General features: G+C 62.7%; 23 protein-coding genes. 6 read left to right on the top strand and 17 right to left on the bottom strand.

Annotated elements, in window-relative coordinates; all coding sequences use genetic code 11:
- Nucleotides 1–4: 4 nt before the first annotated feature.
- Nucleotides 5–352 (top strand): head completion/stabilization protein, encoded by a 348-nt coding sequence (locus tag AC2T3R_RS17665; protein WP_486744034.1) that lies wholly within the window; start codon nucleotides 5–7, stop codon nucleotides 350–352.
- Complete coding sequence (locus tag AC2T3R_RS17660) at nucleotides 345–707, top strand: hypothetical protein (protein ID WP_410952600.1); 363 nt, start codon at nucleotides 345–347, stop codon at nucleotides 705–707. The genes AC2T3R_RS17665 and AC2T3R_RS17660 overlap by 8 nt, the downstream gene beginning before the upstream one ends.
- On the opposite strand, the gene AC2T3R_RS17655 is transcribed toward AC2T3R_RS17660, so the two are convergent.
- Nucleotides 704–1,096 (bottom strand): helix-turn-helix domain-containing protein, encoded by a 393-nt coding sequence (locus AC2T3R_RS17655; RefSeq protein WP_367244543.1) that lies wholly within the window; start codon nucleotides 1,094–1,096, stop codon nucleotides 704–706. The genes AC2T3R_RS17660 and AC2T3R_RS17655 overlap by 4 nt on opposite strands.
- Before the next feature lie 200 nt (nucleotides 1,097–1,296).
- Here AC2T3R_RS17655 and AC2T3R_RS17650 point away from each other — a divergent pair, with 200 nt between their 5' ends.
- Complete coding sequence (locus tag AC2T3R_RS17650; protein ID WP_023662582.1) at nucleotides 1,297–1,560, top strand: Ogr/Delta-like zinc finger protein; 264 nt, start codon at nucleotides 1,297–1,299, stop codon at nucleotides 1,558–1,560.
- A 78-nt stretch (nucleotides 1,561–1,638) separates the two neighbouring features.
- Here the strand turns inward: AC2T3R_RS17650 and nuoN are convergent, their stop codons facing one another.
- The 14 genes from nuoN to AC2T3R_RS17580 form a co-directional block, all read right to left on the bottom strand.
- On the bottom strand, nucleotides 1,639–3,108 hold the full coding sequence (gene nuoN / locus AC2T3R_RS17645) for an NADH-quinone oxidoreductase subunit NuoN (protein ID WP_013973390.1): 1,470 nt from the start codon (nucleotides 3,106–3,108) through the stop codon (nucleotides 1,639–1,641).
- 7 nt (nucleotides 3,109–3,115) lie between these two features.
- Nucleotides 3,116–4,648 carry an NADH-quinone oxidoreductase subunit M gene (gene nuoM / locus AC2T3R_RS17640; RefSeq protein WP_015271056.1) on the bottom strand — a complete coding sequence of 511 codons (1,533 nt, stop codon included), beginning with the start codon at nucleotides 4,646–4,648 and terminating at the stop codon, nucleotides 3,116–3,118.
- Nucleotides 4,649–4,697: 49 nt separating this feature from the next.
- Entirely contained in the window at nucleotides 4,698–6,551 is a 1,854-nt protein-coding gene (gene nuoL, locus AC2T3R_RS17635; protein ID WP_013973388.1) for an NADH-quinone oxidoreductase subunit L, read from the bottom strand.
- Nucleotides 6,548–6,856, bottom strand: coding sequence for an NADH-quinone oxidoreductase subunit NuoK (gene nuoK, locus AC2T3R_RS17630; protein ID WP_003251446.1), 309 nt, complete (start codon nucleotides 6,854–6,856; stop codon nucleotides 6,548–6,550). Before nuoK ends, nuoL begins: the two co-directional genes overlap by 4 nt.
- A 3-nt stretch (nucleotides 6,857–6,859) precedes the next feature.
- Nucleotides 6,860–7,360: an NADH-quinone oxidoreductase subunit J gene (gene nuoJ / locus AC2T3R_RS17625; protein ID WP_003261007.1), complete on the bottom strand. Its 501-nt coding sequence runs from the start codon at nucleotides 7,358–7,360 to the stop codon at nucleotides 6,860–6,862.
- Between the two features lie 10 nt (nucleotides 7,361–7,370).
- Nucleotides 7,371–7,919, bottom strand: coding sequence for an NADH-quinone oxidoreductase subunit NuoI (gene nuoI, locus AC2T3R_RS17620; RefSeq protein WP_003251442.1), 549 nt, complete (start codon nucleotides 7,917–7,919; stop codon nucleotides 7,371–7,373).
- Nucleotides 7,920–7,930: 11 nt separating this feature from the next.
- Nucleotides 7,931–8,938, bottom strand: a complete 1,008-nt coding sequence (gene nuoH / locus AC2T3R_RS17615; protein WP_003251440.1) for an NADH-quinone oxidoreductase subunit NuoH — start codon at nucleotides 8,936–8,938, stop codon at nucleotides 7,931–7,933.
- Nucleotides 8,935–11,649 (bottom strand): NADH-quinone oxidoreductase subunit NuoG, encoded by a 2,715-nt coding sequence (nuoG, locus tag AC2T3R_RS17610; RefSeq protein ID WP_486744033.1) that lies wholly within the window; start codon nucleotides 11,647–11,649, stop codon nucleotides 8,935–8,937. Before nuoG ends, nuoH begins: the two co-directional genes overlap by 4 nt.
- Before the next feature lie 133 nt (nucleotides 11,650–11,782).
- Nucleotides 11,783–13,162 (bottom strand): NADH-quinone oxidoreductase subunit NuoF, encoded by a 1,380-nt coding sequence (gene nuoF, locus AC2T3R_RS17605; RefSeq protein WP_015271053.1) that lies wholly within the window; start codon nucleotides 13,160–13,162, stop codon nucleotides 11,783–11,785.
- The gene (nuoE, locus tag AC2T3R_RS17600) at nucleotides 13,159–13,656 is read right to left on the bottom strand and encodes an NADH-quinone oxidoreductase subunit NuoE (RefSeq protein ID WP_003251433.1); all 498 of its coding nucleotides are present in this window, start codon (nucleotides 13,654–13,656) and stop codon (nucleotides 13,159–13,161) included. Before nuoE ends, nuoF begins: the two co-directional genes overlap by 4 nt.
- Nucleotides 13,657–13,658: 2 nt before the next feature.
- Entirely contained in the window at nucleotides 13,659–15,440 is a 1,782-nt protein-coding gene (nuoC, locus tag AC2T3R_RS17595) for an NADH-quinone oxidoreductase subunit C/D (RefSeq protein WP_013973384.1), read from the bottom strand.
- A 78-nt stretch (nucleotides 15,441–15,518) separates the two neighbouring features.
- Nucleotides 15,519–16,196 carry a NuoB/complex I 20 kDa subunit family protein gene (locus AC2T3R_RS17590; protein ID WP_003251429.1) on the bottom strand — a complete coding sequence of 226 codons (678 nt, stop codon included), beginning with the start codon at nucleotides 16,194–16,196 and terminating at the stop codon, nucleotides 15,519–15,521.
- Between the two features lie 9 nt (nucleotides 16,197–16,205).
- On the bottom strand, nucleotides 16,206–16,619 hold the full coding sequence (locus tag AC2T3R_RS17585) for an NADH-quinone oxidoreductase subunit A (RefSeq protein ID WP_003251427.1): 414 nt from the start codon (nucleotides 16,617–16,619) through the stop codon (nucleotides 16,206–16,208).
- Between the two features lie 383 nt (nucleotides 16,620–17,002).
- Nucleotides 17,003–17,665, bottom strand: coding sequence for a lysoplasmalogenase (locus AC2T3R_RS17580; protein ID WP_410952599.1), 663 nt, complete (start codon nucleotides 17,663–17,665; stop codon nucleotides 17,003–17,005).
- Nucleotides 17,666–18,140: 475 nt separating this feature from the next.
- Between AC2T3R_RS17580 and AC2T3R_RS17575 the strand changes: the two genes are divergently transcribed.
- A complete protein-coding gene (locus tag AC2T3R_RS17575) occupies nucleotides 18,141–18,383 on the top strand; it encodes a hypothetical protein (RefSeq protein WP_023660665.1) in 243 nt (80 codons plus the stop codon).
- A gap of 155 nt (nucleotides 18,384–18,538) precedes the next feature.
- On the top strand, nucleotides 18,539–18,802 hold the full coding sequence (locus AC2T3R_RS17570; RefSeq protein WP_023660664.1) for a DUF3077 domain-containing protein: 264 nt from the start codon (nucleotides 18,539–18,541) through the stop codon (nucleotides 18,800–18,802).
- A gap of 246 nt (nucleotides 18,803–19,048) precedes the next feature.
- Here AC2T3R_RS17570 and aceA read toward each other — a convergent pair whose 3' ends face one another.
- Entirely contained in the window at nucleotides 19,049–20,374 is a 1,326-nt protein-coding gene (gene aceA, locus AC2T3R_RS17565; RefSeq protein WP_013973380.1) for an isocitrate lyase, read from the bottom strand.
- Between the two features lie 489 nt (nucleotides 20,375–20,863).
- Nucleotides 20,864–21,598, bottom strand: coding sequence for a secretin N-terminal domain-containing protein (locus AC2T3R_RS17560; protein ID WP_486744032.1), 735 nt, complete (start codon nucleotides 21,596–21,598; stop codon nucleotides 20,864–20,866).
- A gap of 164 nt (nucleotides 21,599–21,762) precedes the next feature.
- On the opposite strand from AC2T3R_RS17560, the gene AC2T3R_RS17555 reads away from it, so the two are divergent.
- The gene (locus AC2T3R_RS17555; RefSeq protein WP_486744031.1) at nucleotides 21,763–23,205 is read left to right on the top strand and encodes a SulP family inorganic anion transporter; all 1,443 of its coding nucleotides are present in this window, start codon (nucleotides 21,763–21,765) and stop codon (nucleotides 23,203–23,205) included.
- Nucleotides 23,206–23,290 lie beyond the last annotated feature (85 nt).

Here is a 23,290-nt window from a genome sequence, read left to right as displayed (position 1 = left end):
AAGCATGGGCAACGATCCTCGGTTACCGCGTTTTGCCGACTGCCATGACCCGTTCTGGCCACGGGTGGACCTGGGCAGGCTGCGTGAGCGCCTGAACCTGCAGCGGCCTGTCAGTGAGGCTGCGCTGGAGGTGGCCGCACGCTGCGCTGCCATCGACGCGGCACGCGAATTCGCGCGCTGGCGCGCGGTGTTGCGAGAGCGGGGCTACAAGCGCCTCGAGGATGTGGCCGGGCATGACCACGGGCGTGCATTGCAGGTGTGCTACATCCGCTTTGTCGAAGCCGCGGTCATGCGTAACCTGGGCTCGACCGCCTACCTGCCCGCCGCACACCGAGAGGCTGCCCATGACTGAAGAATCTGTTTTCGACAGCCTGGCCCCGGCGCTGGTGGAGTTGCTGGGCGTGGATGGCAATGTCCTGTTCGCCGCGCTGCTGGGGGCTTTGCTGGTGAGCGCGGCGCGCGACCGGTTGATCACCAACAAGGCCAGGCGCCTGACGCTGGGCAAGAAACTCTTGCTGGTGTTCGTGACCGTGGGGGTTGGCCACCTGTTCGAGCCGCTGGTTTCGTCACTGGTGCCCTTGCTGAGCCGTGGCATGGCGGGGTTCGTGGCTGCCGTGGTGGTGATCCCCATCAGCCTCAAGGTGATGGTCTGGCTGGATACGCTGGATCCGCGTGAACTCATCCAGCGCTGGCGCCGCCGGGGCTAGCCGCTGCCGGCATTGGGCGAGCGACTGGTCAGCGCGCTCAATTGCCGCTCCAGCTGCTGGATGCGTTGCTTGTCCTGAACCAGCAGGAGAACGGCTTGGCGATCGGCAAGCGACAGGGTGCGCAGGCGCGCGAGCATGTCCTGTTCCCAGCCTTCGTCGTCCAGGCCTGCGCGATGTCGCTCGGGTTCACCCAGCAGAAGCCAGTCCAGTGAGCACGCATACTGCCTGGCGATGTCTATGCAAAGTGAATAAGGAATGCTGTCGCGCACCTTCCAGCTGCTCAATGTCTGCGGGCTGATCGAGAGCGCTCTGGACAGCTCGGCGTCAGATTCCGTAGCGGTCAGAAGCTTCAGCCTGGTCAGCACCGAAGCAAGTACGTGGGTACTCATAACTAATATCCATGACTGGTTTAATGATATTCCATGGGCTTAAACTACTCGTTATGAATACAGCCCTGCGTTTTAAGGAGCATTCCTGCAATGAGAAGCATCAAACTGAAGAATACACCTATATGTGCAGCCAATACTGACAAAACCGGACGACTATTCTCACAGAAGGTAAGCCCGAACAATGCTTGCAGGTACTTGCCGTGAGTACATACAAGCTGGTTTGCCCGCATTGCCACAGCCGGATGCGTATACGCACCAGTGAAGGGCGTCATATTTTCCTGCGGATCGCCTATTTGCAATGCACCAACGAGGCCTGTGGCTGGTCGGTGCGTGCCGAGTTCGAGATGACCCATGAGCTCTCGCCCAGCGGCATGCCCAACCCGGAAGTGTACCTGCCTTCGGCCAACGGTGATTTACGCAAGGCAGCGCTGCCGGGGGCCGTCCAGGACAATCCTGGTGAATAAGCCTTCATGCTCACGGATAAAAGCGTGCAGATAAAAAAACACCCCGCATAAGCGGGGTGTCTTGTTTTGCCGGGGCGATCAGCCGATCAGTTGCAGGCCGGCTTGCTGGACCATTTCCAGCAGCGGTTGCGGGTACACACCCAGCACGAAGGCGAGAATGGCGATGGCCAGCAGCATGACGCCGCCGGTGCGCTGTTCCCATTTCAGCGGGGCGTCGTGGCGACGCAGGTTCGGCTCGACCAGGTACAGGGTGACCATGACGCGCAGGTAGTAGTAGACGCCGATGGCGCTACCGATCACCAGGGCACCGACCAGCCACCACAGGTGCGACTCGACGCCAGTGGCAATGATGTAGAACTTGCCGATGAAGCCGGCAGTCAGCGGGATACCCGCCAGCGACAGCATCATCACGGTCAGTACCGCAGTCAGGTACGGACGGCGCCAGAACAGGCCGCGGTACTCGTACAGTGCATCGGCGTCACGGCCGCCGTAAGGCGAGGACATCAGGGTGATGACACCGAAGGCGCCCAGGCTGGTGATCACGTAGGTGACCAGGTACACGCCCATGGCTTCCAGGGCCAGGCCCTTGCTGGCGACCAGGGCGATGACCAGGTAACCGAAGTGGGCGATGGACGAGTAACCGAGCAGGCGCTTGAGGTTGCTCTGGGTCAGTGCCAGCAGGTTGCCGATCAGGATCGAGGCCACGGCAATCACCGCCAGTACGGTGCTCAGCGCGCCGCTGCTGGCAGCAGGGGAGAGCATGAACAGACGCACGACAACGGCGAACACCGCAACCTTGCTGGCGGTTGCCAGGAAGGCGGCGACCGGTGCCGGGGCGCCTTCGTACACGTCCGGGGTCCACAGGTGGAACGGTACCAGCGACAGTTTGAAGGCCAGGCCGACCAGCATCATGCCCAGGCCCAGCTGGGCCACCAGGCTTGGCATGCTGGTGGCGGCCAGGGCCTTGCCGATCTGGTCGAAGCTCAGGCTGCCGGCGTCGGCGTACAGCAAGGCCATGCCGAACAGCAGGAAGGCCGAGCCTGCGGCCGACAGCACCATGTACTTGATGCCGGCTTCCAGCGAGCGCTTGTTGAAGAAGGCATACGCCACCAGGCCATAGACCGGTACCGACAGCAGCTCCAGGCCGATGAACAGGCCGGCCAGGTGGTTGGCGCTGACCAGCACCAGGCCACCGAGGGCCGACATCAGCAGCAGCAGGTACAGTTCTTCACGGTTGCCCGGGAAACCCTTGGAGCCTTCGCCGAGGTAGGCGTGGGCAAGGGTGACGCAGGCCAGCGTCGCCACCAGGATGATCGCCATGTACAGGCAGGCGAACTTGTCGATGGTGATCAGCGGGGTGACCGCCAGCGGCGCAACCTTCAGCGCCGGCAGGATCGACAGCAGGGCCAGGTTGAGGCCCACGGTGGACAGCAGGAAGGTCTGCGAGTGGTTGCGCTTCCAGGCGATCGCCAGCATCACCACCACCGTGGTGATGGTGGTGATCAGCATCGGCGCCAATGCGATGAAGTGTTGAGTGGTGAATTCCATAGCGCTCTTACCGGGCCGAAGCGAGTTGAGTGAAAGCGGAACCGAGCCACTGCTGCACACCACTCATGGTGGCGGCAGAGGTGTCGAGGAACGGCTGCGGATACACGCCCAGCAGGATCAGCAGTACCGCCAGACCCAGGACCATGATCAGTTCGCGTCCGTCCATGCCGGCCAGCACGGTGTCGGTCTTGGCCGGGCCGAAGTAGGCGCGGTGGATCATGATCAGCGAGTACACCGAACCGAACACCAGGCCAGTGGTGGCGATCACGGTGATCCAAGGCACGCTGGCGAAGCTGCCGATCAGGATCAGGAACTCGCCGACGAAGTTGCCTGTACCGGGCAGGCCCAGGGAGGCGGCGGCGAAGAACAGGCTGATGGCTGGCAGGTAGGCGATGCGGTGCCACAGGCCACCCATCTGGCGCATGTCACGGGTGTGCAAGCGCTCGTACAGCTGGCCGGCCAGGATGAACAGCGCGGCAGCGGACAGGCCGTGGGCCAGCATCTGGATCACCGCGCCTTGCAGGGCTTGCTGGCTGCCGGAATAGATACCGATCAGCACGAAGCCCATGTGCGAGACGCTGGAGAAGGCGACCAGGCGCTTGATGTCGGTTTGCGCAAAGGCCAGGAAGGCACCGTAGAAGATACCGATCAGGCCCAGGGTCATGGCGATTGGCGCAAACTCGGCCGAAGCGTTCGGGAACAGCGGCAGGGCGAAGCGCAGCAGGCCGTAGGCCGCAGTCTTCAGCAAGATACCGGCCAGGTCCACGGAACCTGCGGTCGGTGCCTGGGCGTGAGCGTCAGGCAGCCAGGAGTGGAACGGCACCACCGGCAGCTTCACCGCGAAGGCGATGAAGAAGCCCAGCATCAGCAGGTATTCGGTACCGGCTGGCAGTTCGGCCTTGAGCAGGTCGCTGTAGTTGAAGGTGATCACGCCGGTGTTGGTGTAGTTGACCAGCACCAGGCCGAGGATCGCCACCAGCATGATCAGGCCGCTGGCCTGGGTGAAGATGAAGAACTTGGTCGCCGCGTAGATCCGGGTCTTCTTGCCGTCCGACGAACTGTGACCCCAGAGCGCGATGAGGAAGTACATCGGCACCAGCATCATTTCCCAGAAGAAGAAGAACAGGAACAGGTCCAGGGCCAGGAACACACCGACCACGCCGCCAAGGATCCACATCAGGTTGAGGTGGAAGAAGCCGACGTGACGCTGGATCTCTTTCCAGGAACACAGTACCGACAGCACACCGAGCAGGCCGGTGAGCAGGATCATCAGCAGCGACAGGCCGTCGAGGGCCAGGTGGATGCTGATGCCGAAACGCTGGATCCACTGGACTTTGTATTCCAGGGCCCAGGCAGGCTCGGCGCCCGGAGCGGGGGCCAGGGTGTAGTCGCCGTTACCCCACAGCCACAGGCCGATGCCGAGCAGAAGGGACATGGTCAGCAGCGCGATCCAGCGCGGCAGGGTGGCGCCGAAGCGCTCACCCAGCCAGCACAGGAAGCCGCCGATGAAGGGGATCAGGATCAGCCAAGGCAAAATCATGACGGGTTCGTTTCCTTTTGCAGGGTCGCAAGGTTCGCAAGGTTCATGGTCATACCGCGGCCACTACCACAGCGCCGAGTACCAGCACTGCGCCAACGGCGATCGAAGCGGTGTACCAGCGCAGCTGGCCGGTCTCGGTCTTGCTCATGGCGACGTGGCCGCCGCGAGCCAGGCGAGGAATCAGGCCGATGCTGCGGTCAACCGGATCCTTGCGCAGGATGTGGCTGATCAGCAGGTAAGGTTTGACGAACAGCTTGTCGTAGATCCAGTCGAAGCCCCAGGCGGCGAACCACCAGGCCGACAGGACACGACCGATACCGCTGTTGGCGACGGCGCTGACGAAGCGGCGCTTGCCCAGGAACAGCAGGGCCGACAGCAGGATACCGGCGATGGCGATGGCGCCCGAAGTGATCTCCAGCGCGTGCTTGGCTTCGCCACCGGCGTGGCCGGCGCTTTCAGGCAGCACACCTGCCAGCGGCGGGGTGATCCAGGCGCCGACGAAGGTCGACAGCACGATCAGCACGCCCAGCGGCAGCCAGTGGCTGATGCCGTGGCCAGCGTGGGCTTCGGTCTTGGCTTCGCCGTGGAAGGCGATGAAGATCAGGCGGAAGGTGTACAGCGAGGTCATGAACGCACCGACCAGGCCGGCGTACAGCAGGCCGGTGTTGCCGCTGGCGAAGGCTTCCCAGAGGATCTCGTCCTTGGAGTAGAAGCCCACGGTCACGATCGGCAGGGCAGCCAGGGCAGCGCCACCGACCACGAAGCTGGCGTAGGCCAGCGGCAGTTTCTTCCACAGGCCGCCCATCTTGAAGATGTCCTGCTCGTGGTGGCAGGCAACGATCACCGCACCGGAGGCAAGGAACAGCAGGGCCTTGAAGAAGGCGTGGGTCATCAGGTGGAAGATCGCCGCGTCCCAGGCGCCAACGCCCAGGGCCAGGAACATGTAGCCGATCTGGCTCATGGTCGAGTAGGCGAGGATACGCTTGATGTCGGTCTGCACCAGCGCGGCGAAGCCGGCCAGTACCAGGGTCACGCCACCGACCACCCCTACCAGGTGCAGGATGTCCGGCGCCAGCAGGAACAGGCCGTTGGTACGGGCGATCAGGTACACGCCCGCGGTCACCATGGTTGCCGCGTGGATCAGCGCGGAGACCGGAGTAGGGCCGGCCATCGCGTCGGCCAGCCAGGTCTGCAGTGGCAGCTGGGCCGATTTACCGACCGCACCACCCAGCAGCATCAGGGTTGCCAGCACCATCCAGGTGTCGCCAGCCTGGAACTTCTGCGGTGCCAGCACCAGCAGTTCCTGCACGTTCAGGGTACCCAGCTGGACGAACAGGATGAACAGGCCGATGGCCATGAACACGTCGCCGATACGGGTGACGATGAATGCCTTGAGTGCCGCGTTACCGTTGTTGCGGTTGCTGTAGTAGAAACCGATCAACAGGTACGAGCACAGGCCCACGCCTTCCCAGCCGAAGTAGATGAACAGCAGGTTGTCGCCCAGCACCAGGAACAGCATGCTGGCGATGAACAGGTTGGTGTACGCGAAGAAGCGCGAGTAGCCGGCTTCGCCACGCATGTACCAGGAGGCGAACAGGTGGATCAGGAAGCCGACACCGGTGACCACGCCCAGCATGGTGACCGACAGGCCGTCCAGGTACAGGGTGAAGTTCGGCGCGAAGCCGTCCACCGACATCCACTGCCACAGCAGCTGGCTGTACGCGCCGCCCTCAGGCGGGGCGACGTTGAATTGCCAGATGACGTAGGCGGCGGTGGCGGCCGAAAGGCCTACCGAGCCGACGCCGATCAGGGCGGACAGGTTCTCCGAGAACCGCCCGCGCGAGAACGACAGCAGCAGGAAGCCGACGAGGGGGAAGACGAAAGTCAGGAAGAGAAGGTTCATCCGCGCATCTCACTGGCAGCATCGATGTCGAGAGTGTGGAAGCGGCGATACAGCTGCAGCAGGATGGCCAGGCCAATACTGGCCTCGGCGGCTGCCAGGCTGATCACCAGAATGAACATCACCTGGCCGTCGGGCTGGACCCAACGGGCACCGGCGACGACGAACGCCAGGGCAGAGGCGTTCATCATGACTTCCAGGCTCATGAGCACGAAGAGGATGTTGCGGCGGACCATCAGGCCAACCAGACCTAAGCAGAACAGGATGCCGGCGACCGCCAGACCATGCTCGAGAGGGATAGCACCCATGATTTACTCCTTCGCCTCGTTGCGGCCCAGGTGGAAGGCGGTGACGGCCGCGGCCAGCAGCAGCATCGAAGCCAGTTCGACCACCAGCAGGTAAGGGCCGAACAGGCTGATGCCGACTTCTTTCGGGCCCACGGTGGTACCGCTGATGCCGGCTCCGCTCGGGGTGACGAACAGCACGTACAGCAGCTCCAGCAGCAGCAGGGCGGCGAGGATCACCGGCCCGGCCCAGATACCGGGCTTGAGCCAGCCCCGTTCCTGGGCGACCGAAGCCGGCCCGAGGTTGAGCATCATCACCACGAACACGAACAGCACCATGATGGCGCCGGCGTAGGCGATCACTTCCAGGGCGCCGGCGAACGGCGCACCCAGGGCGAAGAAGATCATGGCCACGGAAATCAGCGAAATGATCAGGTAAAGCAAGGCGTGCACGGGGTTGGTGCCGGTCACCACCCGAAGGGTGGAGACCACGGCGATCCCGGATGCGAAGTAGAAAGCGAATTCCATCTTTCTGTCCTTATGGGAGCAAGCTCTTCACGTTGATCGGCTCGGCTTCGTTCTGTGCAGAGCCCTTCGGCTTGCCAGCGATTGCCATGCCGGCAACACGGTAGAAGTTGTAGTCAGGGTTCTTGCCGGGGCCGGAGATCAGCAGATCTTCTTTCTCGTACACCAGGTCCTGACGCTTGAACTCGGCCATTTCGAAATCCGGAGTCAGCTGGATCGCGGTGGTCGGGCACGCTTCTTCACACAGGCCGCAGAAGATGCAGCGCGAGAAGTTGATGCGGAAGAACTCCGGGTACCAGCGGCCGTCCTCGGTCTCGGCCTTCTGCAGCGAGATGCAGCCGACCGGGCAGGCCACCGCGCAGAGGTTGCACGCTACGCAGCGCTCCTCGCCATCGGGGTCGCGGGTGAGGACGATGCGACCGCGGTAGCGCGGCGGCAGGTACACGGGTTCTTCGGGGTACTGCAGGGTGTCGCGCTTGCGGAACCCGTGGGAGAACACCATTGCCAGGCTGCGCAGCTGGGTGCCGGTGCCCTTAACGATGTCGCCGATATACTTGAACATGGGTCAAATCCTCACTGGGCCGCGACGGCTGGCGTGTTGTAGAGCACGATCGCAGCGGTCACCAGCAAATTGATCAGGGTCAGCGGCAGGCAGAACTTCCAGCTGAAGTCCATCACCTGGTCATAGCGTGGGCGCGGGATCGAGGCGCGCAGCAGGATGAACAGCATGATGAAGAACGCGGTCTTCAGCGCGAACCACAGGAACGACAGTTGCGGCAGGATGCCGAACGGGCCGTGCCAGCCGCCGAAGAACAGGGTTACCAGCAGTGCCGAGATGAGGATGATGCCGATGTACTCACCGACGAAGAACATGCCCCATTTCATGCCGGCATACTCGATGTGGTAGCCGTCGGCCAGTTCCTGTTCCGCTTCTGGCTGGTCGAACGGGTGACGGTGAGTCACGGCGACGCCAGCGATGAAGAAGGTGCAGAAGCCGAAGAACTGCGGAATGATGAACCACAGGTTCTGGGCTTGGTATTCAACGATGTCGCGCATGTTGAACGAACCCACCTGCACCACCACGCCCATCAGCGCCAGGCCCAGGAACACTTCGTACGACACGGTCTGTGCCGAGGCGCGCAAGCTGCCCAGCAGGGCGTACTTGTTGTTCGACGACCAGCCGGCGAACAGCACCGCGTAGACCGACAGGCCGGCCATGGCGAAGAAGAACAGCAGGCCGATGTTCAGGTCGGCGACGCCCCAGGTCGGGGTGATCGGGATGACCACGAAGGCGATCAGCAGGGCGCTCATGGCCACTACCGGTGCCAGGGTGAAGATCACGCGGTCGACGAAGGGCGGGTTCCAGTCTTCCTTGAAGAACATCTTCAGCATGTCGGCAGCGATCTGGAACATGCCGAACGGGCCGACGCGGTTCGGACCGTAACGGTCCTGCCACCAGCCCAGCAGGCGGCGCTCGACGAAGCTGAGCAGCGCGCCGCAGACCACCACCGCCAGCAGGACCACGATGGCCCGCAGCACGGTCAGGATCACATCGATCACTTCGGGGGTGAACCAGCTCATTGTGCTGCCTCCTGCAGACCTTCGACGGATGCACCGAAGATGGCAGGCGGAATGCCGGCCAGGCCTTTCGGCAACGCGACCAGGCCAGCGCCCAGCTCTTCATTGATACGCAGCGGCAGGCGCAGGGCCACACCGGCAACGTTCAGGCTCAGCAGGGCACCGTCGTTGACGCCCAGGCGGTCGGCTTCGGACTTGGCGAGGGCCACGTAGGCTGCCGGGATGCGCTCTTGCACCGGGGCGGCGCGCGAGGAGCTTTCTTCGCTGCCGAACAGGTGGAAGAACGGCACGGCAGTCCAGGTACCACGGGCCGGGTTGAAGGCGCCCGGAATTATATTGAACCAGTGCAGGCGGTCGCCTTGCGGTTCGATCAGGCGTACGCCCGGGTCACCGGCACGCAGGTGGCCACCGACCTCGTCCTGGAACTTGTTCCAGGCTTGCGGCGAGTTCCAGCCCGGCGACCAGGCGAACGGCACTTGCTGACGCGGTTCGGCCGAACCCGAGTAGCCTTCCATGGAGAAGGCGAACGCGGTGTCCTTGTCTTGCGGAGTACGCGGCTCGTGCACGCTGATGTTGGCGCGCATGGCGGTACGGCCGGAGTAGCGCAGCGGCTCACGGGCCAGTTTCATGCCCTTGATGCGGAACGCGGCGCTTGGCGCGGCGTTGACGATGCCGGCCAGTTGCGGGGCGGCTTCGGCGCAGGCGCTGGTGACGTGGTCCAGCTGGGTCCAGTCGACCGGCTTGTTCAGCAGGGTGGCACGCAGGGCGTGCATCCAGCGCCAGCCTTCGTGGATCTGGATGCTGCTGTCCAGGTATTGCGGGTCGAAGACCTGGAAGAAGCGCTGGGCGCGGCCTTCCTGGCTGACCAGGGTACCGTCGCCTTCGGCGAACGAGGCGGCCGGCAGCACCAGGTGGGCGCGGTCGACAGTCGGGGTTTTCGAGTGGTCGGCAACGATCACTACCTTGGCCGCGGCCAGGGCTGCATCGACCTTGGCGGCCGGTACGCGGGCGTACAGGTCGTTTTCCAGCACGACGATGGCGTCGGCCTTGCCACTGATGACCGCGTCCAGCGCGGCATCGACCGACTCGCCACCGAGCATGGCCAGGCCGAGGCTGTTGGCTTCAGGCACCACCAGGCTCAGCGAGCCGTTCTTCTCGCGCAGCTTCAGCGCCTTGGCGATGTTGGCGGCGGCTTCGATCAGCGCGGGGTCGGCCAGCGAGGTACCGGCTACGACCAGTGGGCGCTTGGCCGCGACCAGCGCGTCGGCGATGCGCTGGGCCAGGGCTTTCGCTTCGGCGTCCAGGCCTTCGACGGCAGGGGCGCTCGGGTCGATGGCGTGGGCCACGGCGAAACCGATGCGGGCCAGGTCGGCCGGGGCGGCGTGCACGCATTCTTCGGCGACGTCGTCCAGCTTGGTTTCAGCCAGCGAAGCGATGAACAGCGGGTACAGCGCGTGCTGGCCGATGTTCTTCACGGCGGCGTCGAGCCACGGCTGCACCTTCATCGCTTCGGCCATGGCCTCGGCCTTGCCCTTGGTGGCCTGGCGCACGGCCAGGGCGACGCGGGCAGCGGTCTGGGTCAGGTCTTCACCGAGCACGAACACGGCGTCGTGGTCTTCGATGTCGCGCAGGGTCGGGACCGGCAGCGGGCTGTTGTTCAGCACGTTCAGGGCCAGGCGTACGCGGGCCAGTTCGCCGGCTTCCATACCCGAGTAGAAGTACTCGGCACCGACCAGCTCACGCAGGCCGTAGTTGCTTTCCAGGCTGGCGCGTGGCGAGCCGATACCGACGATGGTACGGCCGCGCAGCAGGTCGGCGGCCTTGTCCAGGGCGGCGTCCAGGCCCAGCTTGGTGCCGTCGGCCAGGTGTGGCTGGCGTGGGCGATCCTTGCGGTTGACGTAGCCATAGCCGAAGCGGCCACGGTCGCACAGGAAGTACTGGTTTACCGAGCCGTTGAAGCGGTTTTCCACCCGACGCAGTTCGCCGTAGCGCTCGCCCGGGCTGATGTTGCAGCCGCTGGAGCAGCCGTGGCAGATGCTCGGGGCAAACTGCATGTCCCACTTGCGGTTGTAGCGCTCGGAGTGGGTCTTGTCGGTGAACACGCCGGTCGGGCAGACCTCGGTCAGGTTGCCGGAGAATTCGCTTTCCAGCACGCCGTCTTCGACGCGGCCGAAGTACACGTTGTCGTGGGCGCCGTAAACGCCCAGGTCGGTACCACCGGCATAGTCCTTGTAGTAGCGCACGCAGCGGTAGCAGGCGATGCAGCGGTTCATCTCATGGGCGATGAACGGGCCGAGGTCCTGGTTCTGGTGGGTACGCTTGGTGAAACGGTAGCGGCGCTCGTTGTGGCCGGTCATTACCGTCATGTCCTGCAGGTGGCAGTGACCGCCTTCCTCGCACACCGGGCAGTCGTGCGGGTGGTTGGTCATCAGCCATTCGACGACGCTGGCGCGGAACGCCTTGGACTCTTCATCGTCGATGGAGATCCAGGTGCCGTCGGAGGCAGGGGTCATGCAGGACATGACGATACGACCGCGGGTGTCGTTCTCGTCGGTGTACTGCTTGACCGCGCACTGCCGGCAGGCGCCAACGCTACCAAGCGCCGGGTGCCAGCAGAAATAAGGGATGTCGAGGCCGAGCGACAGACAGGCCTGTAACAGGTTGTCTGCACCGTTGACTTCGAGCGCTTTGCCGTCTACGTGGATAGTGGCCATTGTTCAAAGTTCTTCGTTGGCCCGCGTGAGCGGGCGTGGCTAATGGAAATCGGTGAGCTTGCGACACGCCACGATTTCTCGGGCCTGCCGGCAAGCTGGCGAGTGGCACGGACCACCCGCCTTAATCATCTTGTTATGCGCCGACCACGATCGGCCCGGCCTGGATTGGCTTGGCCAGGTCGGGGCGCAGGGCATCGCCAGCCGCAGCTGGAGCGACACCGGCCTCGAACTCGGACCGGAAGTATTTGATGGCACTGCCCAGCGGCTCGACGGCACCCGGTGCGTGAGCACAGAAGGTACGGCCAGGGCCGAGGAAGTTGACCAGGCCCAGCAGCGTCTCGATGTCTTCGGCGCGGCCCTGGCCTTTCTCCAGTGCGCGCAGCATCTTCACGCTCCATGGCAGGCCGTCACGGCATGGGGTGCACCAGCCGCACGATTCGCGGGCGAAGAACTCTTCCATGTTGCGCAGCAGCGAAACCATGTTGATGCTGTCGTCCACCGCCATTGCCAGACCGGTACCCATACGGGTGCCGACCTTGGCGATGCCGCCGGCGTACATCTGCGCGTCGAGGTGCTCGGGCAGCAGGAAGCCGGTACCGGCGCCACCTGGCTGCCAGCACTTGAGCTTGAAGCCGTCGCGCATGCCGCCGGCGTAGTCTTCGAACAGTTCGCGCGCGGTGACGCCGAACGGCAGTTCCCACAGACCCGGGTTCTTCACCTTGCCGGAGAAGCCCATCAGCTTGGTGCCGTGGTCTTCGCTGCCTTCGCGGGCCAGCGACTTGTACCAGTCGTTGCCGTTGGCGACGATGGCCGGGACGTTGCACAGGGTTTCGACGTTGTTCACGCAAGTCGGCTTGCCCCACACGCCCACGGCGGCAGGGAAGGGCGGCTTGGAGCGCGGGTTGGCGCGGCGGCCTTCCAGCGAGTTGATCAGTGCGGTTTCTTCACCGCAGATGTAGCGGCCGGCACCGGTGTGCACGAACAGCTCGAAATCGAAACCGCTGCCGAGGATGTTCTTGCCCAGCAGGCCGGCGGCCTTGGCTTCCTCGATGGCGCGGTTCAGGTTCTTCGCTGCGGTGGTGTATTCGCCACGCAGGAAGATGTAGCCACGGTAGGCCTTCAGGGCGCGGGCGCTGATCAGCATGCCCTCGACCAGCAGATGGGGCTGTTGCTCCATCAGCATGCGGTCTTTCCAGGTATTCGGCTCCATTTCGTCCGCGTTGCACAGCAGGTAGCGGATGTTCATGGATTCGTCTTTGGGCATCAGGCCCCACTTCACGCCAGTGGGGAAGCCTGCACCACCGCGGCCCTTGAGGCCGGAGTCCTTGACGCTTTGCACGATGTCGTCGGCCGACATCTGCGCCAGCGCCTTGCGGGCGGCAGCGTAGCCGTTCTTCGATTCGTACTCGGCAAGCCAGACCGGCTCGCCGTCGTCACGCAGGCGCCAGGTCAGCGGGTGGGTTTCGGCCGTGCGCGCGATGCGGTTGGCCGGGCCGAAGGAAGTAATGGTCATACGTAACCCTCCAGCAATTTGGAAACGCCAGCCGGCTGCACGTCACCGAAGGTGTCGTCGTCGATCATCAGCGCCGGGGCCTTGTCGCAGTTGCCCAGGCAGCATACCGGCAGCAGGGTGAAGCGGCCGTCGGCGGTGGTCTGGCCCAGGCCGATGCCCAGTTCGCTTTGAATCTGGCTGACCACGGATTCATGGCCGCCGATGTAGCAGACCATGCTGTCGCACACGCGGATGATGTGGCGGCCGACCGGCTGACGGAAGATCTGGCTGTAGAAGGTGGCGACACCTTCGACGTCGCTGGCCGGGATGCCCAGTACTTCGCCGATGGCGTGGATGGCGCCGTCCGGCACCCAGCCACGTTCCTTCTGGACGATCTTCAGGGCTTCGATGGACGCCGCGCGCGGGTCCTCGTAGTGATGCATTTCGTGCTCGATGGCCGAGCGCTCGGTTTCGCTCAGGGCGAAACGGTCTGTCTGGATAAGCGTGCTGTTCATGCTTAGCGGTCCACGTCAGCCATAACGAAGTCGATACTGCCCAGGTACGCAATGAGGTCGGCGACCATGCTGCCTTTGATCACCGAAGGGATCTGCTGCAGGTGCGGGTAGCTCGGGGTACGGATCCGGGTGCGGTAGCTCATGGTGCCGCCATCGCTCGTCAGGTAGTAACTGTTGATGCCCTTCGTCGCTTCGATCATCTGGAACGACTCGTTGGCCGGCATGACCGGGCCCCACGAGACTTGCAGGAAGTGCGTGATCAAGGTTTCGATGTGCTGCAGGGTGCGCTCTTTCGGCGGCGGCGTGGTCAGCGGGTGATCCGCCTTGTACGGGCCTTCCGGCATGTTGCGCAGGCACTGGTCGATGATGCGGATACTCTGGCGCATCTCCTCGACACGGACCATGCAGCGATCGTAGGCATCGCCGTTGTGGGCCAGCGGTACTTCGAACTCGAAGTTCTCGTAACCGGAGTAGGGGCGGGCTTTACGCAGGTCGAAGTCGCAACCGGTGGCACGCAGGCCGGCACCGGTGGTACCCCAGGCCAGGGCTTCCTTGGTGTTGTACGCGGCAACGCCGATGGTACGGCCCTTGAGGATGCTGTTCTGCAGGGCGGCCTTTTCGTACTCGTCGAGGCGCTTGGGCAGCCATTCGACGAAGTCCTTGACCAGCTTGTCCCAGCCGCGCGGCAGGTCGTGGGCAACGCCACCGATGCGGTACCAGGCCGGGTGCAGGCGGAAACCGGTGATCGCTTCGATCACGGTGTACGCGCGCTGGCGGTCGGTGAAGGTGAAGAACACCGGGGTCATGGCGCCGACGTCCTGGATGTAGGTACCCAGGAACAGCAGGTGGCTGGTGATACGGAAGAACTCGGCCAGCATCACGCGGATGGTGTCGACCTTCTGTGGCACCTTGATGCCGGCCAGCTTCTCGACCGCGAGCACGTACGGCAGGTTGTTCATTACCCCGCCGAGGTAGTCGATACGGTCGGTGTAGGGGATGAAGCTGTGCCAGGACTGGCGTTCGGCCATTTTTTCGGCGCCACGGTGGTGGTAGCCAATGTCCGGTACGCAGTCGACGATCTCTTCACCGTCCAGCTGCAGGACGATACGGAAGGCACCGTGCGCGGAAGGGTGGTTGGGGCCGAGGTTGAGGAACATGTAGTCCTCGTTGGCGCCCTGGCGCTTCATGCCCCAGGCTTCAGGGTTGAAGCGTGCCGATTCCTCTTCAAGCTGCTGCTTGGCCAGGGTCAGGCTGTAGGGATCGAACTCGGTGGCGCGGGCCGGGTAGTCCTTGCGCAGCGGGTGGCCTTCCCAGGTGGGCGGCATCATGATGCGGCTGAGGTGCGGGTGGCCGGCAAAGTCGATGCCGAACATGTCCCAGACTTCGCGCTCGTACCAGTTGGCGTTCGGCCAGATACCGGTCACGGTCGGCAGGTTCAGGTCGCCTTCGCTGAGCGACACCTTGATCATCACATCGCTGTTACGCTCGATCGAAAGCAGGTGGTAGAACACGCTGAAGTCGGCGGCTGGCAGGCCGCGGCGCTGGGTGCGCAGGCGCTCGTCGACGCCGTGCAGGTCGTACAGCATGCTGTAGGGCTTGGCTACGCCGCGCAGGAAGCTGAGCACTTCCTTGAGCTGCTCGCGCTTGACCCACAGCACGGGCATGCCGGTGCGGGTTTCCTGGGCGACGAATGCTTCGGCGCCAAAACGGTTGTGCAGTTCGACGACCACATCCTGGTCGTCAGCCTTGTAGGGCGGAATGAAAATAGCGTTGTCCGCTGTCATGGTCTCGGTCGCTTTGGGTCAACGTTAAGAATGAAGCCAGGCCGCCGGCTCCAGGGGAGCGGGCGGCAGGTCGCTGGATCAGACTTCGTCGGGGCTGCGCAGGTTGGTTACTGCAATGCGCTGCTCACGACGCAGGTCTTTCTGGGCTGGCATCTCGGCACGGTAAATACCTTGATCACCAACAACCCAGGAAAGCGGGCGTCGTTCTTGGCCGATCGACTCCTGCAGCAGCATCAAGCCTTGCAGGAAAGCCTCAGGGCGTGGCGGGCAGCCGGGCACATAGACGTCCACGGGGAGGAACTTGTCGACCCCCTGAACGACCGAGTAGATGTCGTACATGCCGCCGGAGTTGGCGCACGAACCCATGGAGATTACCCATTTCGGCTCGAGCATCTGCTCGTACAGGCGCTGGATGATCGGCGCCATTTTGACGAAGCAGGTACCGGCGATGACCATGAAGTCGGCCTGACGCGGCGATGCCCGGATGACTTCGGCGCCGAAGCGGGCGATGTCGTGGGGTGCCGTGAAGGCCGTGGTCATTTCCACGTAGCAGCAGGACAGGCCGAAGTTGTACGGCCAGAGGGAGTTCTTGCGACCCCAGTTGACCGCGCCACGCAGCACATCTTCAAGCTTGCCCATGAAGATGTTCTTGTGGACCTGGTCCTCCAGCAGTTGATCGGTGACGGTTTCCCGTTCACCGACCGGGTACTGCTCGTTGGGCGCATCCGGATCGATTCTGGTGAGATTGTATTGCATGCCAAAGCCTCATTGTTTCAGCTTCGCTTGCCGCTTGCGGCGACCTTCGGGAGCCCAATCAAGTGCCCCGACGCGCCATAGGTAGACAAGACCAGCCAACAGAATTGCTATGAAAACGAGTGCTTCGACGAATCCGGTCCAGCCGCTTTCGCGGACGGACACAGACCATGCAAAGAGAAAGAGGGCTTCGATATCGAAGATCACGAACAGCATCGCGACCAGATAGAATTTGGCGGACAGGCGCAGGCGGGCGCTGCCGACGGGCAGCATGCCGGATTCGAAGGGTTCGTTCTTGGCGCGGCCCCAGGCCTTGCTACCGAGCAGGCTGGACAGGCCGAGCATGAAGGCGCACAGGCCGACGACACCCAGAAGGAAGATGGCAAAGCCCCAGTTGTGGGCGATGAGTCCTGCCGAATCGGACATGCTAGAGATCCTTATACAGAGACCCAGCTCTGCAGTCTGAAATAAGTGTAGAGCGGCGACCTGGTGTCGCACATGCAGTGACCAAATGTCGCAGCTGAATCAATCGCGCTGATTTTATGGGTAAACCCCGTGCAAGTAAAATTTCTGTAGCAAATTTATTCGTAGGATTAAGTACAAAAGCCGCTTGTAACTGGCTGAAAGCCTTGAGATTCGGGCATTGCGTGCGGTTTTGTTAATTATGTTTCCTGCGAATGGTAACGAATTGCAAGTTTCGAAATGATAATTAATATCATTTGATCTGATGTCTGATATTTCCGTTGTTCTGTGTCTTGTAAAGTTCATCTGGCGATTCCCCCTACTTGCAAATGCAAAAAACGCCTGTTCTAGCATCTTCTGACGCCGCTTGCCCCGCCCTGGGTCAATACTTTACCGATTGAGCGATGACTGGCTGATGAAGCGATCGCCCATTGGCCGAGCCAGTAGGTGAGGATGATCAGGTACGGCGCGGCGGCGAACGGGCTGACGAAGCGGTCGATACCGATCAGGCTGTCGGAGAGCACGAACAGGCAGGCGCCGAGCGCGGCGAGCCCGCCACAGGCCAGGGCGCGCCAGAGCATGGCGCTGATGGCCAAGGCGTAGAGCACGACCGGGATCAGTAGTGGGCCGAGGCCGTGGCTGGCCAGTACGCCGAGCAGAGTGATGCCGGTGATGCCGCTCAGCAGCAGTGCGGGCAGGGCTGGGCGCAGGGTCTGGCTGCAATAGGCGCGCAGGTAGGCCAGGTGGGCGCAGAGGAAGGCAGCAAGGCCGAACACGAACAGGTCGGCGGGGATGGCCAGCAGGATGTCGCCGAGTACCGAGAAGGCCAGGCCGAGGGTGATCCAGCGGCGATAAGGTGTGGCAGGGGTGCTGCGCAGCCAGGCGATCAGGGTCAGTACCGGGATCGGTTTGGCCAGGAGGGCGAGCAGGGTGCTGTCGCTGGCCAGTGCATATATATAGAGGGCGGCGGCGGTCAGGGCGAGAATCATCAGGTGGCTTGGACGAAGCATGGGCAGTCCTTGCGGCTGTGCTGCCTCAAGCATAGACCTGATCCAGGGTTTTGCTTCCTTCTGTACCGGCCCTTTCGCGGGTAAACCCGCTCCTACAACGATAGGTGGTCCATGTAGGAGTGGGTTTACCCGCGAATAGGCCGGTGCAGGCGCTGCCGAAGTGCGGCATAAAACAGATTTGTCCCCTTCCATGTAGGCCATTTCCCAAACATACTCCTGTCGCCTTTTTTCCGTTGCGGCTGCTGGGGCAGCGCTCTAGTCTCGGCGTGTCGTTGCACATCAACGACACGGCTTTGACAGGCCGGAATTGAAAGAAGGTGCACTTGCTTTGCCTCAATGGCGGCTGTGCGTGTGGGCACGCTTGCGTGCGCCGGTCTTTCTTTCTTTCCACCGGTCTGTCAACCCGCGCATAGCTGCCACCCAACCGTTTGACAGCGGGCGGATGGTGGCCAAACAGGAAAGAAAGGAGCGAGTCATGCTGAAAGTTGTCCCCGATCCACCCCACAACCCCCATTCCCTCGAAGACACCCTGATCCAGGCCACCGACTACGCGCTGTGCGCGGCGACCGTGGTGCATCAGGCCTTGCTGCTGCAGCCCAAATCCCCGGCTTCGATCCTGATGATGACCTCGATGCATGAGCTGGAGGCGCTGCGGGCTTTGCTTGAGTCGGCATTGGTTCAGGTGCAGATGCCCGCAGAGCCCAGGACTTCACACTAGGGCTGATTAATGTGTTGCCAGGGCCGGTCCTTTCGCGGGCACGCCCGCTCCCACAGGATCACCACAGCCTTCAAGGTTTGTACTGTACCTGTGGGAGCGGGCGAGCCCGCGAAGAGGCCGGCCCTGGCAGTCGAGAGTTTTCAGGGGAATGATCAATGACAACAGAAGACACCCAGTTCACCGTCGGCAAAACCACCTTCTACCAAGGTGAAAACGGTACTCACCCACTGTTCCGCATCGAGCCCGGCATTCCTTGTCGGGATGCCCGCGAGCAGTCCTCGGAGCTGATGGGCTATGTGCGCGAACTGACCATCACCGGCCTGATGGATGAGAAACCCATGATGATCTGGGCCGCCCACTATCTGAGCGCGATGGCCAAGGCACTGATGGATGATGCCGAGCTGGGCATGAAGCACTGAGGTGCTACCGACAGGCGCGATTTCTCCTGTGGGAGCGGCCTTGCGTCGCGATTGGGGTGCGAAGCACCCCCGGGATTTGTGCATCATCGCAAGATTGCCGGGGCCGCTTTGCGGCCCTTTCGCGACGCAAGGCCGCTCCCACATGTTCGGCGCTAACCTGTTGTCCTTGAAGGGTGTGATACAGACCAAAAAGAAAGGCCCGGAGCTTCAACAAGCCTCGGGCCTTTCTTCAACAGCAACCCACTATCAGTGGAACTGCTCTTCCTCGGTCGAACCGGTCAGTGCAGTCACCGACGATGCGCCACCCTGAATCACGGTGGTCATGTCGTCGAAGTAGCCAGTGCCCACTTCCTGCTGGTGCGCCACGAAGGTGTAGCCTTTGTTGGCGTCAGCAAATTCCTGCTCCTGCAGCTTCACGTAGGCGGTCATGTCGTTGCGGGCGTAGTCGTGCGCCAGGTTGAACATGCCGTGCCACATGTTGTGGATGCCGGCCAGGGTGATGAACTGGTGCTTGTAGCCCATTGCCGACAGCTCGCGCTGGAACTTGGCGATGGTTGCGTCGTCCAGGTTCTTCTTCCAGTTGAAGGAAGGCGAGCAGTTGTACGACAGGATCTGGTCCGGATACTCCTTCTTGATCGCTTCGGCGAAGCGGCGGGCTTCGTCCAGGTCCGGCTTGGCGGTTTCGCACCAGATCAGGTCGGCGTACGGCGCGTAGGCCAGGCCGCGGGCGATGGCCTGGTCGAGGCCGGCGCGTACCTTGTAGAAGCCTTCACGGGTGCGCTCGCCAATCACGAACGGCTGGTCGTAAGGGTCGCAGTCGCTGGTCAGCAGGTCGGCGGCGTTGGCGTCGGTACGGGCCAGGATGATGGTCGGCACGCCCGATACGTCAGCTGCCAGGCGCGCGGCCACCAGCTTTTGCACGGCTTCCTGGGTCGGTACCAGTACCTTGCCACCCATGTGGCCGCATTTTTTCACCGAGGCCAGCTGGTCTTCGAAGTGCACACCGGCGGCGCCTGCTTCGATCATGTTCTTCATCAGCTCGTAGGCGTTCAGTACGCCACCGAAACCGGCTTCGGCGTCGGCCACGATCGGTGCGAAGTAGTCGATGTAGCCATCGTCGCCCGGGTTCTTGCCGGCTTTCCACTGGATCTGGTCGGCGCGGCGGAAGGCGTTGTTGATGCGCTTGACCACGGTCGGTACCGAGTCGACCGGGTACAGCGACTGGTCAGGGTACATGGACTCGGCCGAGTTGTTGTCGGCGGCAACCTGCCAGCCGGACAGGTAGATGGCCTGGATGCCGGCCTTGACCTGCTGCACTGCCTGGCCGCCGGTCAGGGCGCCCATGCAGTTGACGAAATCTTTTTCTGGGCGGAAGGACGGGTGGGCACCTTCGGTGACCAGCTTCCACAGTTTTTCTGCACCCAGGCGGGCCAGGGTGTGCTCCGGCTGCAGGGAGCCACGCAGGCGAACGACATCAGCGGCGGTGTAGGTACGGGTCACGCCTTTCCAGCGCGGGTTCTCGGCCCAGTCTTTCTCGAGGGCTGCAATTTGCTGTTCGCGTGTCAGTGCCATGGAAATAAACCTCGTCGCATCGATCTTGGGGTAATTGTGCTGATGCTCGGAGCAGATCAGGAGCTGGCGGCTGTCCTGTTCGCAGGAGTGCGGCGGCGAACGCGAAGGCTCGAAGGGGAAGGGTGTGCAGGCCAGGCGAAAGGGTGCTCCGGCAGGTCGGCTCGTGGTTGCCTTGCTGCGGTGCTACGCGATTGCCAGTACTGCGGTGATGCGCTTCCGTCCCTCGGGACAACTTCTTCGTTGCAGTCGCAATCCCGTCGAACCGCCTTGTGGGCCGTATAGACACGAGACGCCTCCAGGGGTGGGAGGAGCGCGCCTCGAAGGCCCTTGCCAGGGCCCCTGATTAGCGGGAGCGAGGCCATCATGCCCTTGGGAAAAAGACCCTGTCAAATGTTTTGTAGTGATTTTTTTCACTTACTACATCTTTGGTCTAATGCGACTTGGCAGTCAGTTTCAAGGCCTTTGGTCGAGGCCTTGAATTGCCTGGGATCAGTCGAGAAGGTCGACTTTGACGCGCAAAGTCATGTTTTCACCCCGTTGGGTGCTGTAACTGTGGCTTGATGCGCTACGGTCGGCTTGGCTCTGCTGGTTGTAGCCCGCCAGTGTGATCCATTCTCCGAGCTTGCCGGTGATGGTCGTGTCGGTGCTTTGCACTTTCACTACATCAGCACGTTCCTGGCTGATGCGGTCATTATTGGTGCTTATTTGCAGACGAACCGTATCGCCACTCAAGCTGGGGGTGACGTAGAAACCCTGGGTCACGTTGCGGTATTCGGTATTGCTCTGGATGCGCCCGTAGCCGTCGGTGCTGGTGCTGGTGATCGGGATGCTCTGGCCAATCTGGATCAGCGCCGGCTGGCCTTCGCTGGCCTGAATCTGCTGCATGCCGCCGTCACGGTTGCTGGTGCCATAGTGGATGACGCGCGCGTTGCCACGGTTGTCCTGGAAGTTGCTGTCGCTGTTGTCGACGCTGATCAGCAGGCGCTTGGGTGCAGTATCCAGTTGTTGCAGCAGGGTGCGCAGGTCGTCGATGCGTTCGGGGCTGGCGTTGACGATCAGCTTGTTCTCGAAGGCGCTGACCGTGCCGTCCTTGCCGATGAATGCCTGGGCGGCGGGCAGCAGTTCGGCGCTGCTGCGGTGTTGTAGCGGCAATACCTCGGTGGCGGCCTGGGCAGTGAGGCTGGCGGCCAGTAGCAAGGCGGCGAATAGGGGGCGTAGCGGCATGTCCATGATCTCCGCAGGTGGAATGTTCATGATGGCAAATTTGCCCAGCTTCTGCTGGTTTCACGTTACAGATCCCCTTGAGCGGTGGCCGCTGTCAGACAAATTCCGTAACATCGCGCCCCTTGTTTTTGTACCGTCCGCCCGGATTGCCTCACAGGATGCCCATGAAACCCGCCCGACTTCGCGCCGACGTGCTCGCCGGCCTGACCACCTCGTTCGCCTTGGTGCCCGAGTGCATCGCCTTTGCCCTGGTGGCTCACCTGAACCCGCTGATGGGCCTGTATGGCGCCTTCATCATCTGCACCCTGACGGCGCTTTTCGGTGGTCGACCGGGGATGATTTCCGGTGCCGCCGGCTCGATGGCGGTGGTGATCGTTGCGCTGGTGGTGCAGCACGGTGCGCAGTACCTGCTGGCCACGGTTTTGCTGGGCGGCGTGGTGATGATCCTGTTCGGCTTGTTGCGCCTGGGCAAGCTGGTGCGGTTGGTGCCGTACCCGGTGATGCTCGGCTTCGTCAACGGCCTGGCCATCGTTATCGCCTTGGCCCAACTGGAACACTTCAAGGAGGGCGGGCACTGGCTCAGCGGTACGCCGCTGTACCTGATGATTGGACTGGTGGCGCTGACCATGGCGGTGGTCTACGTGCTGCCGAAGTTGACCCGTACGGTGCCGCCAGCGCTGGTGGCGATCCTTGGCGTTGGTTTGCTGGTGTACCTGCTTGGCCTGCCCACACGCACCCTGGGCGATATGGCGCGCATCGCCGGTGGCCTGCCGCAGCTGGCCCTGCCGGACGTGCCGTGGAACCTCGAGACCCTCAAGATCATCGCCCCCTATGCGGTGCTGATGGCCATGGTCGGCCTGCTTGAGACCCTGCTTACGCTCAACCTGACCGATGAAATCACCGAGAGCCGTGGCTACCCGGACCGCGAGTGCGTGGCGCTGGGCGCGGCCAACATGGTTTCCGGCCTGTGCGGTGGCATGGGTGGTTGCGCGATGATCGGCCAGACCATGATCAACCTCAGCTCCAATGGCCGTGGTCGGCTATCGGGGGTGGTGGCAGGGGTTATGGTCTTGCTGTTCGTGTTGTTCCTGTCGCCGTTGATCGAGCGTATTCCGCTGGCGGCGCTGGTCGGGGTGATGTTCGTGGTGGCGCAGCAAACCTTTGCCTGGGCGTCTTTGCGGGTGCTGCACAAGGTGCCGCTGAGCGATGTGCTGGCGATCATCGCGGTGACCGTGGTCACCGTGTTCACCGACCTGGCCGTGGCCGTGCTGTTCGGCATCGTCATCGCGGCGGTGAACTTTGCCTGGCAGCATGCGCGGGAGCTGTATGCCGACAGCCATGAGGATGCAGAGGACGGCAAGCATTACCAGGTGCATGGCACGCTGTTCTTTGCCTCGACTACGGTGTTCCTGAACCAGTTCGACCCGGCTAACGACCCGGACAAGGTGACCCTGGATTGCCAGCATTTGAGCTTTGTCGATTATTCGGCGATTGCGGCGTTGAAGACCTTGCGGGAGCGGTATGCGAGGGCGGGCAAGCAGTTGCGGGTGGTGCATTTGTCCGAGCGCTGCAAGAAGCTGCTGAAGCGGGCTGGGGAGCAGCACTGAGAAGGGTTGGTGCCTGTGCTGGCCTCTTCGCGGCTAAAGCCGCTCCTACAGGGGGTATGCATTCCCTGTGGGAGCGGCTTTAGCC

It is taken from the genome of Pseudomonas sp. PVC-5-1 (assembly GCF_057444345.1).
This window is presented reverse-complemented; position numbering and strand designations above follow the sequence as displayed.

Coding starts and splice junctions, on each gene's coding strand:
- AC2T3R_RS17665 (WP_486744034.1), top strand. CDS start 5: ATGGGCAACGATCCTCGGTTACCGCGTTTTGCCGACTGCCATGACCCG.
- AC2T3R_RS17660 (WP_410952600.1), top strand. CDS start 345: ATGACTGAAGAATCTGTTTTCGACAGCCTGGCCCCGGCGCTGGTGGAG.
- AC2T3R_RS17655 (WP_367244543.1), bottom strand. CDS start 1,096: ATGAGTACCCACGTACTTGCTTCGGTGCTGACCAGGCTGAAGCTTCTG.
- nuoN (WP_013973390.1), bottom strand. CDS start 3,108: ATGGAATTCACCACTCAACACTTCATCGCATTGGCGCCGATGCTGATC.
- nuoM (WP_015271056.1), bottom strand. CDS start 4,648: ATGATTTTGCCTTGGCTGATCCTGATCCCCTTCATCGGCGGCTTCCTG.
- nuoL (WP_013973388.1), bottom strand. CDS start 6,551: ATGAACCTTCTCTTCCTGACTTTCGTCTTCCCCCTCGTCGGCTTCCTG.
- nuoK (WP_003251446.1), bottom strand. CDS start 6,856: ATGGGTGCTATCCCTCTCGAGCATGGTCTGGCGGTCGCCGGCATCCTG.
- nuoJ (WP_003261007.1), bottom strand. CDS start 7,360: ATGGAATTCGCTTTCTACTTCGCATCCGGGATCGCCGTGGTCTCCACC.
- nuoI (WP_003251442.1), bottom strand. CDS start 7,919: ATGTTCAAGTATATCGGCGACATCGTTAAGGGCACCGGCACCCAGCTG.
- nuoH (WP_003251440.1), bottom strand. CDS start 8,938: ATGAGCTGGTTCACCCCCGAAGTGATCGATGTGATCCTGACCGTGCTG.
- nuoG (WP_486744033.1), bottom strand. CDS start 11,649: ATGGCCACTATCCACGTAGACGGCAAAGCGCTCGAAGTCAACGGTGCA.
- nuoF (WP_015271053.1), bottom strand. CDS start 13,162: ATGACCATTACTTCCTTCGGCCCGGCCAACCGCATCGCGCGCACGGCC.
- nuoE (WP_003251433.1), bottom strand. CDS start 13,656: ATGAACAGCACGCTTATCCAGACAGACCGTTTCGCCCTGAGCGAAACC.
- nuoC (WP_013973384.1), bottom strand. CDS start 15,440: ATGACAGCGGACAACGCTATTTTCATTCCGCCCTACAAGGCTGACGAC.
- AC2T3R_RS17590 (WP_003251429.1), bottom strand. CDS start 16,196: ATGCAATACAATCTCACCAGAATCGATCCGGATGCGCCCAACGAGCAG.
- AC2T3R_RS17585 (WP_003251427.1), bottom strand. CDS start 16,619: ATGTCCGATTCGGCAGGACTCATCGCCCACAACTGGGGCTTTGCCATC.
- AC2T3R_RS17580 (WP_410952599.1), bottom strand. CDS start 17,665: ATGCTTCGTCCAAGCCACCTGATGATTCTCGCCCTGACCGCCGCCGCC.
- AC2T3R_RS17575 (WP_023660665.1), top strand. CDS start 18,141: ATGCTGAAAGTTGTCCCCGATCCACCCCACAACCCCCATTCCCTCGAA.
- AC2T3R_RS17570 (WP_023660664.1), top strand. CDS start 18,539: ATGACAACAGAAGACACCCAGTTCACCGTCGGCAAAACCACCTTCTAC.
- aceA (WP_013973380.1), bottom strand. CDS start 20,374: ATGGCACTGACACGCGAACAGCAAATTGCAGCCCTCGAGAAAGACTGG.
- AC2T3R_RS17560 (WP_486744032.1), bottom strand. CDS start 21,598: ATGCCGCTACGCCCCCTATTCGCCGCCTTGCTACTGGCCGCCAGCCTC.
- AC2T3R_RS17555 (WP_486744031.1), top strand. CDS start 21,763: ATGAAACCCGCCCGACTTCGCGCCGACGTGCTCGCCGGCCTGACCACC.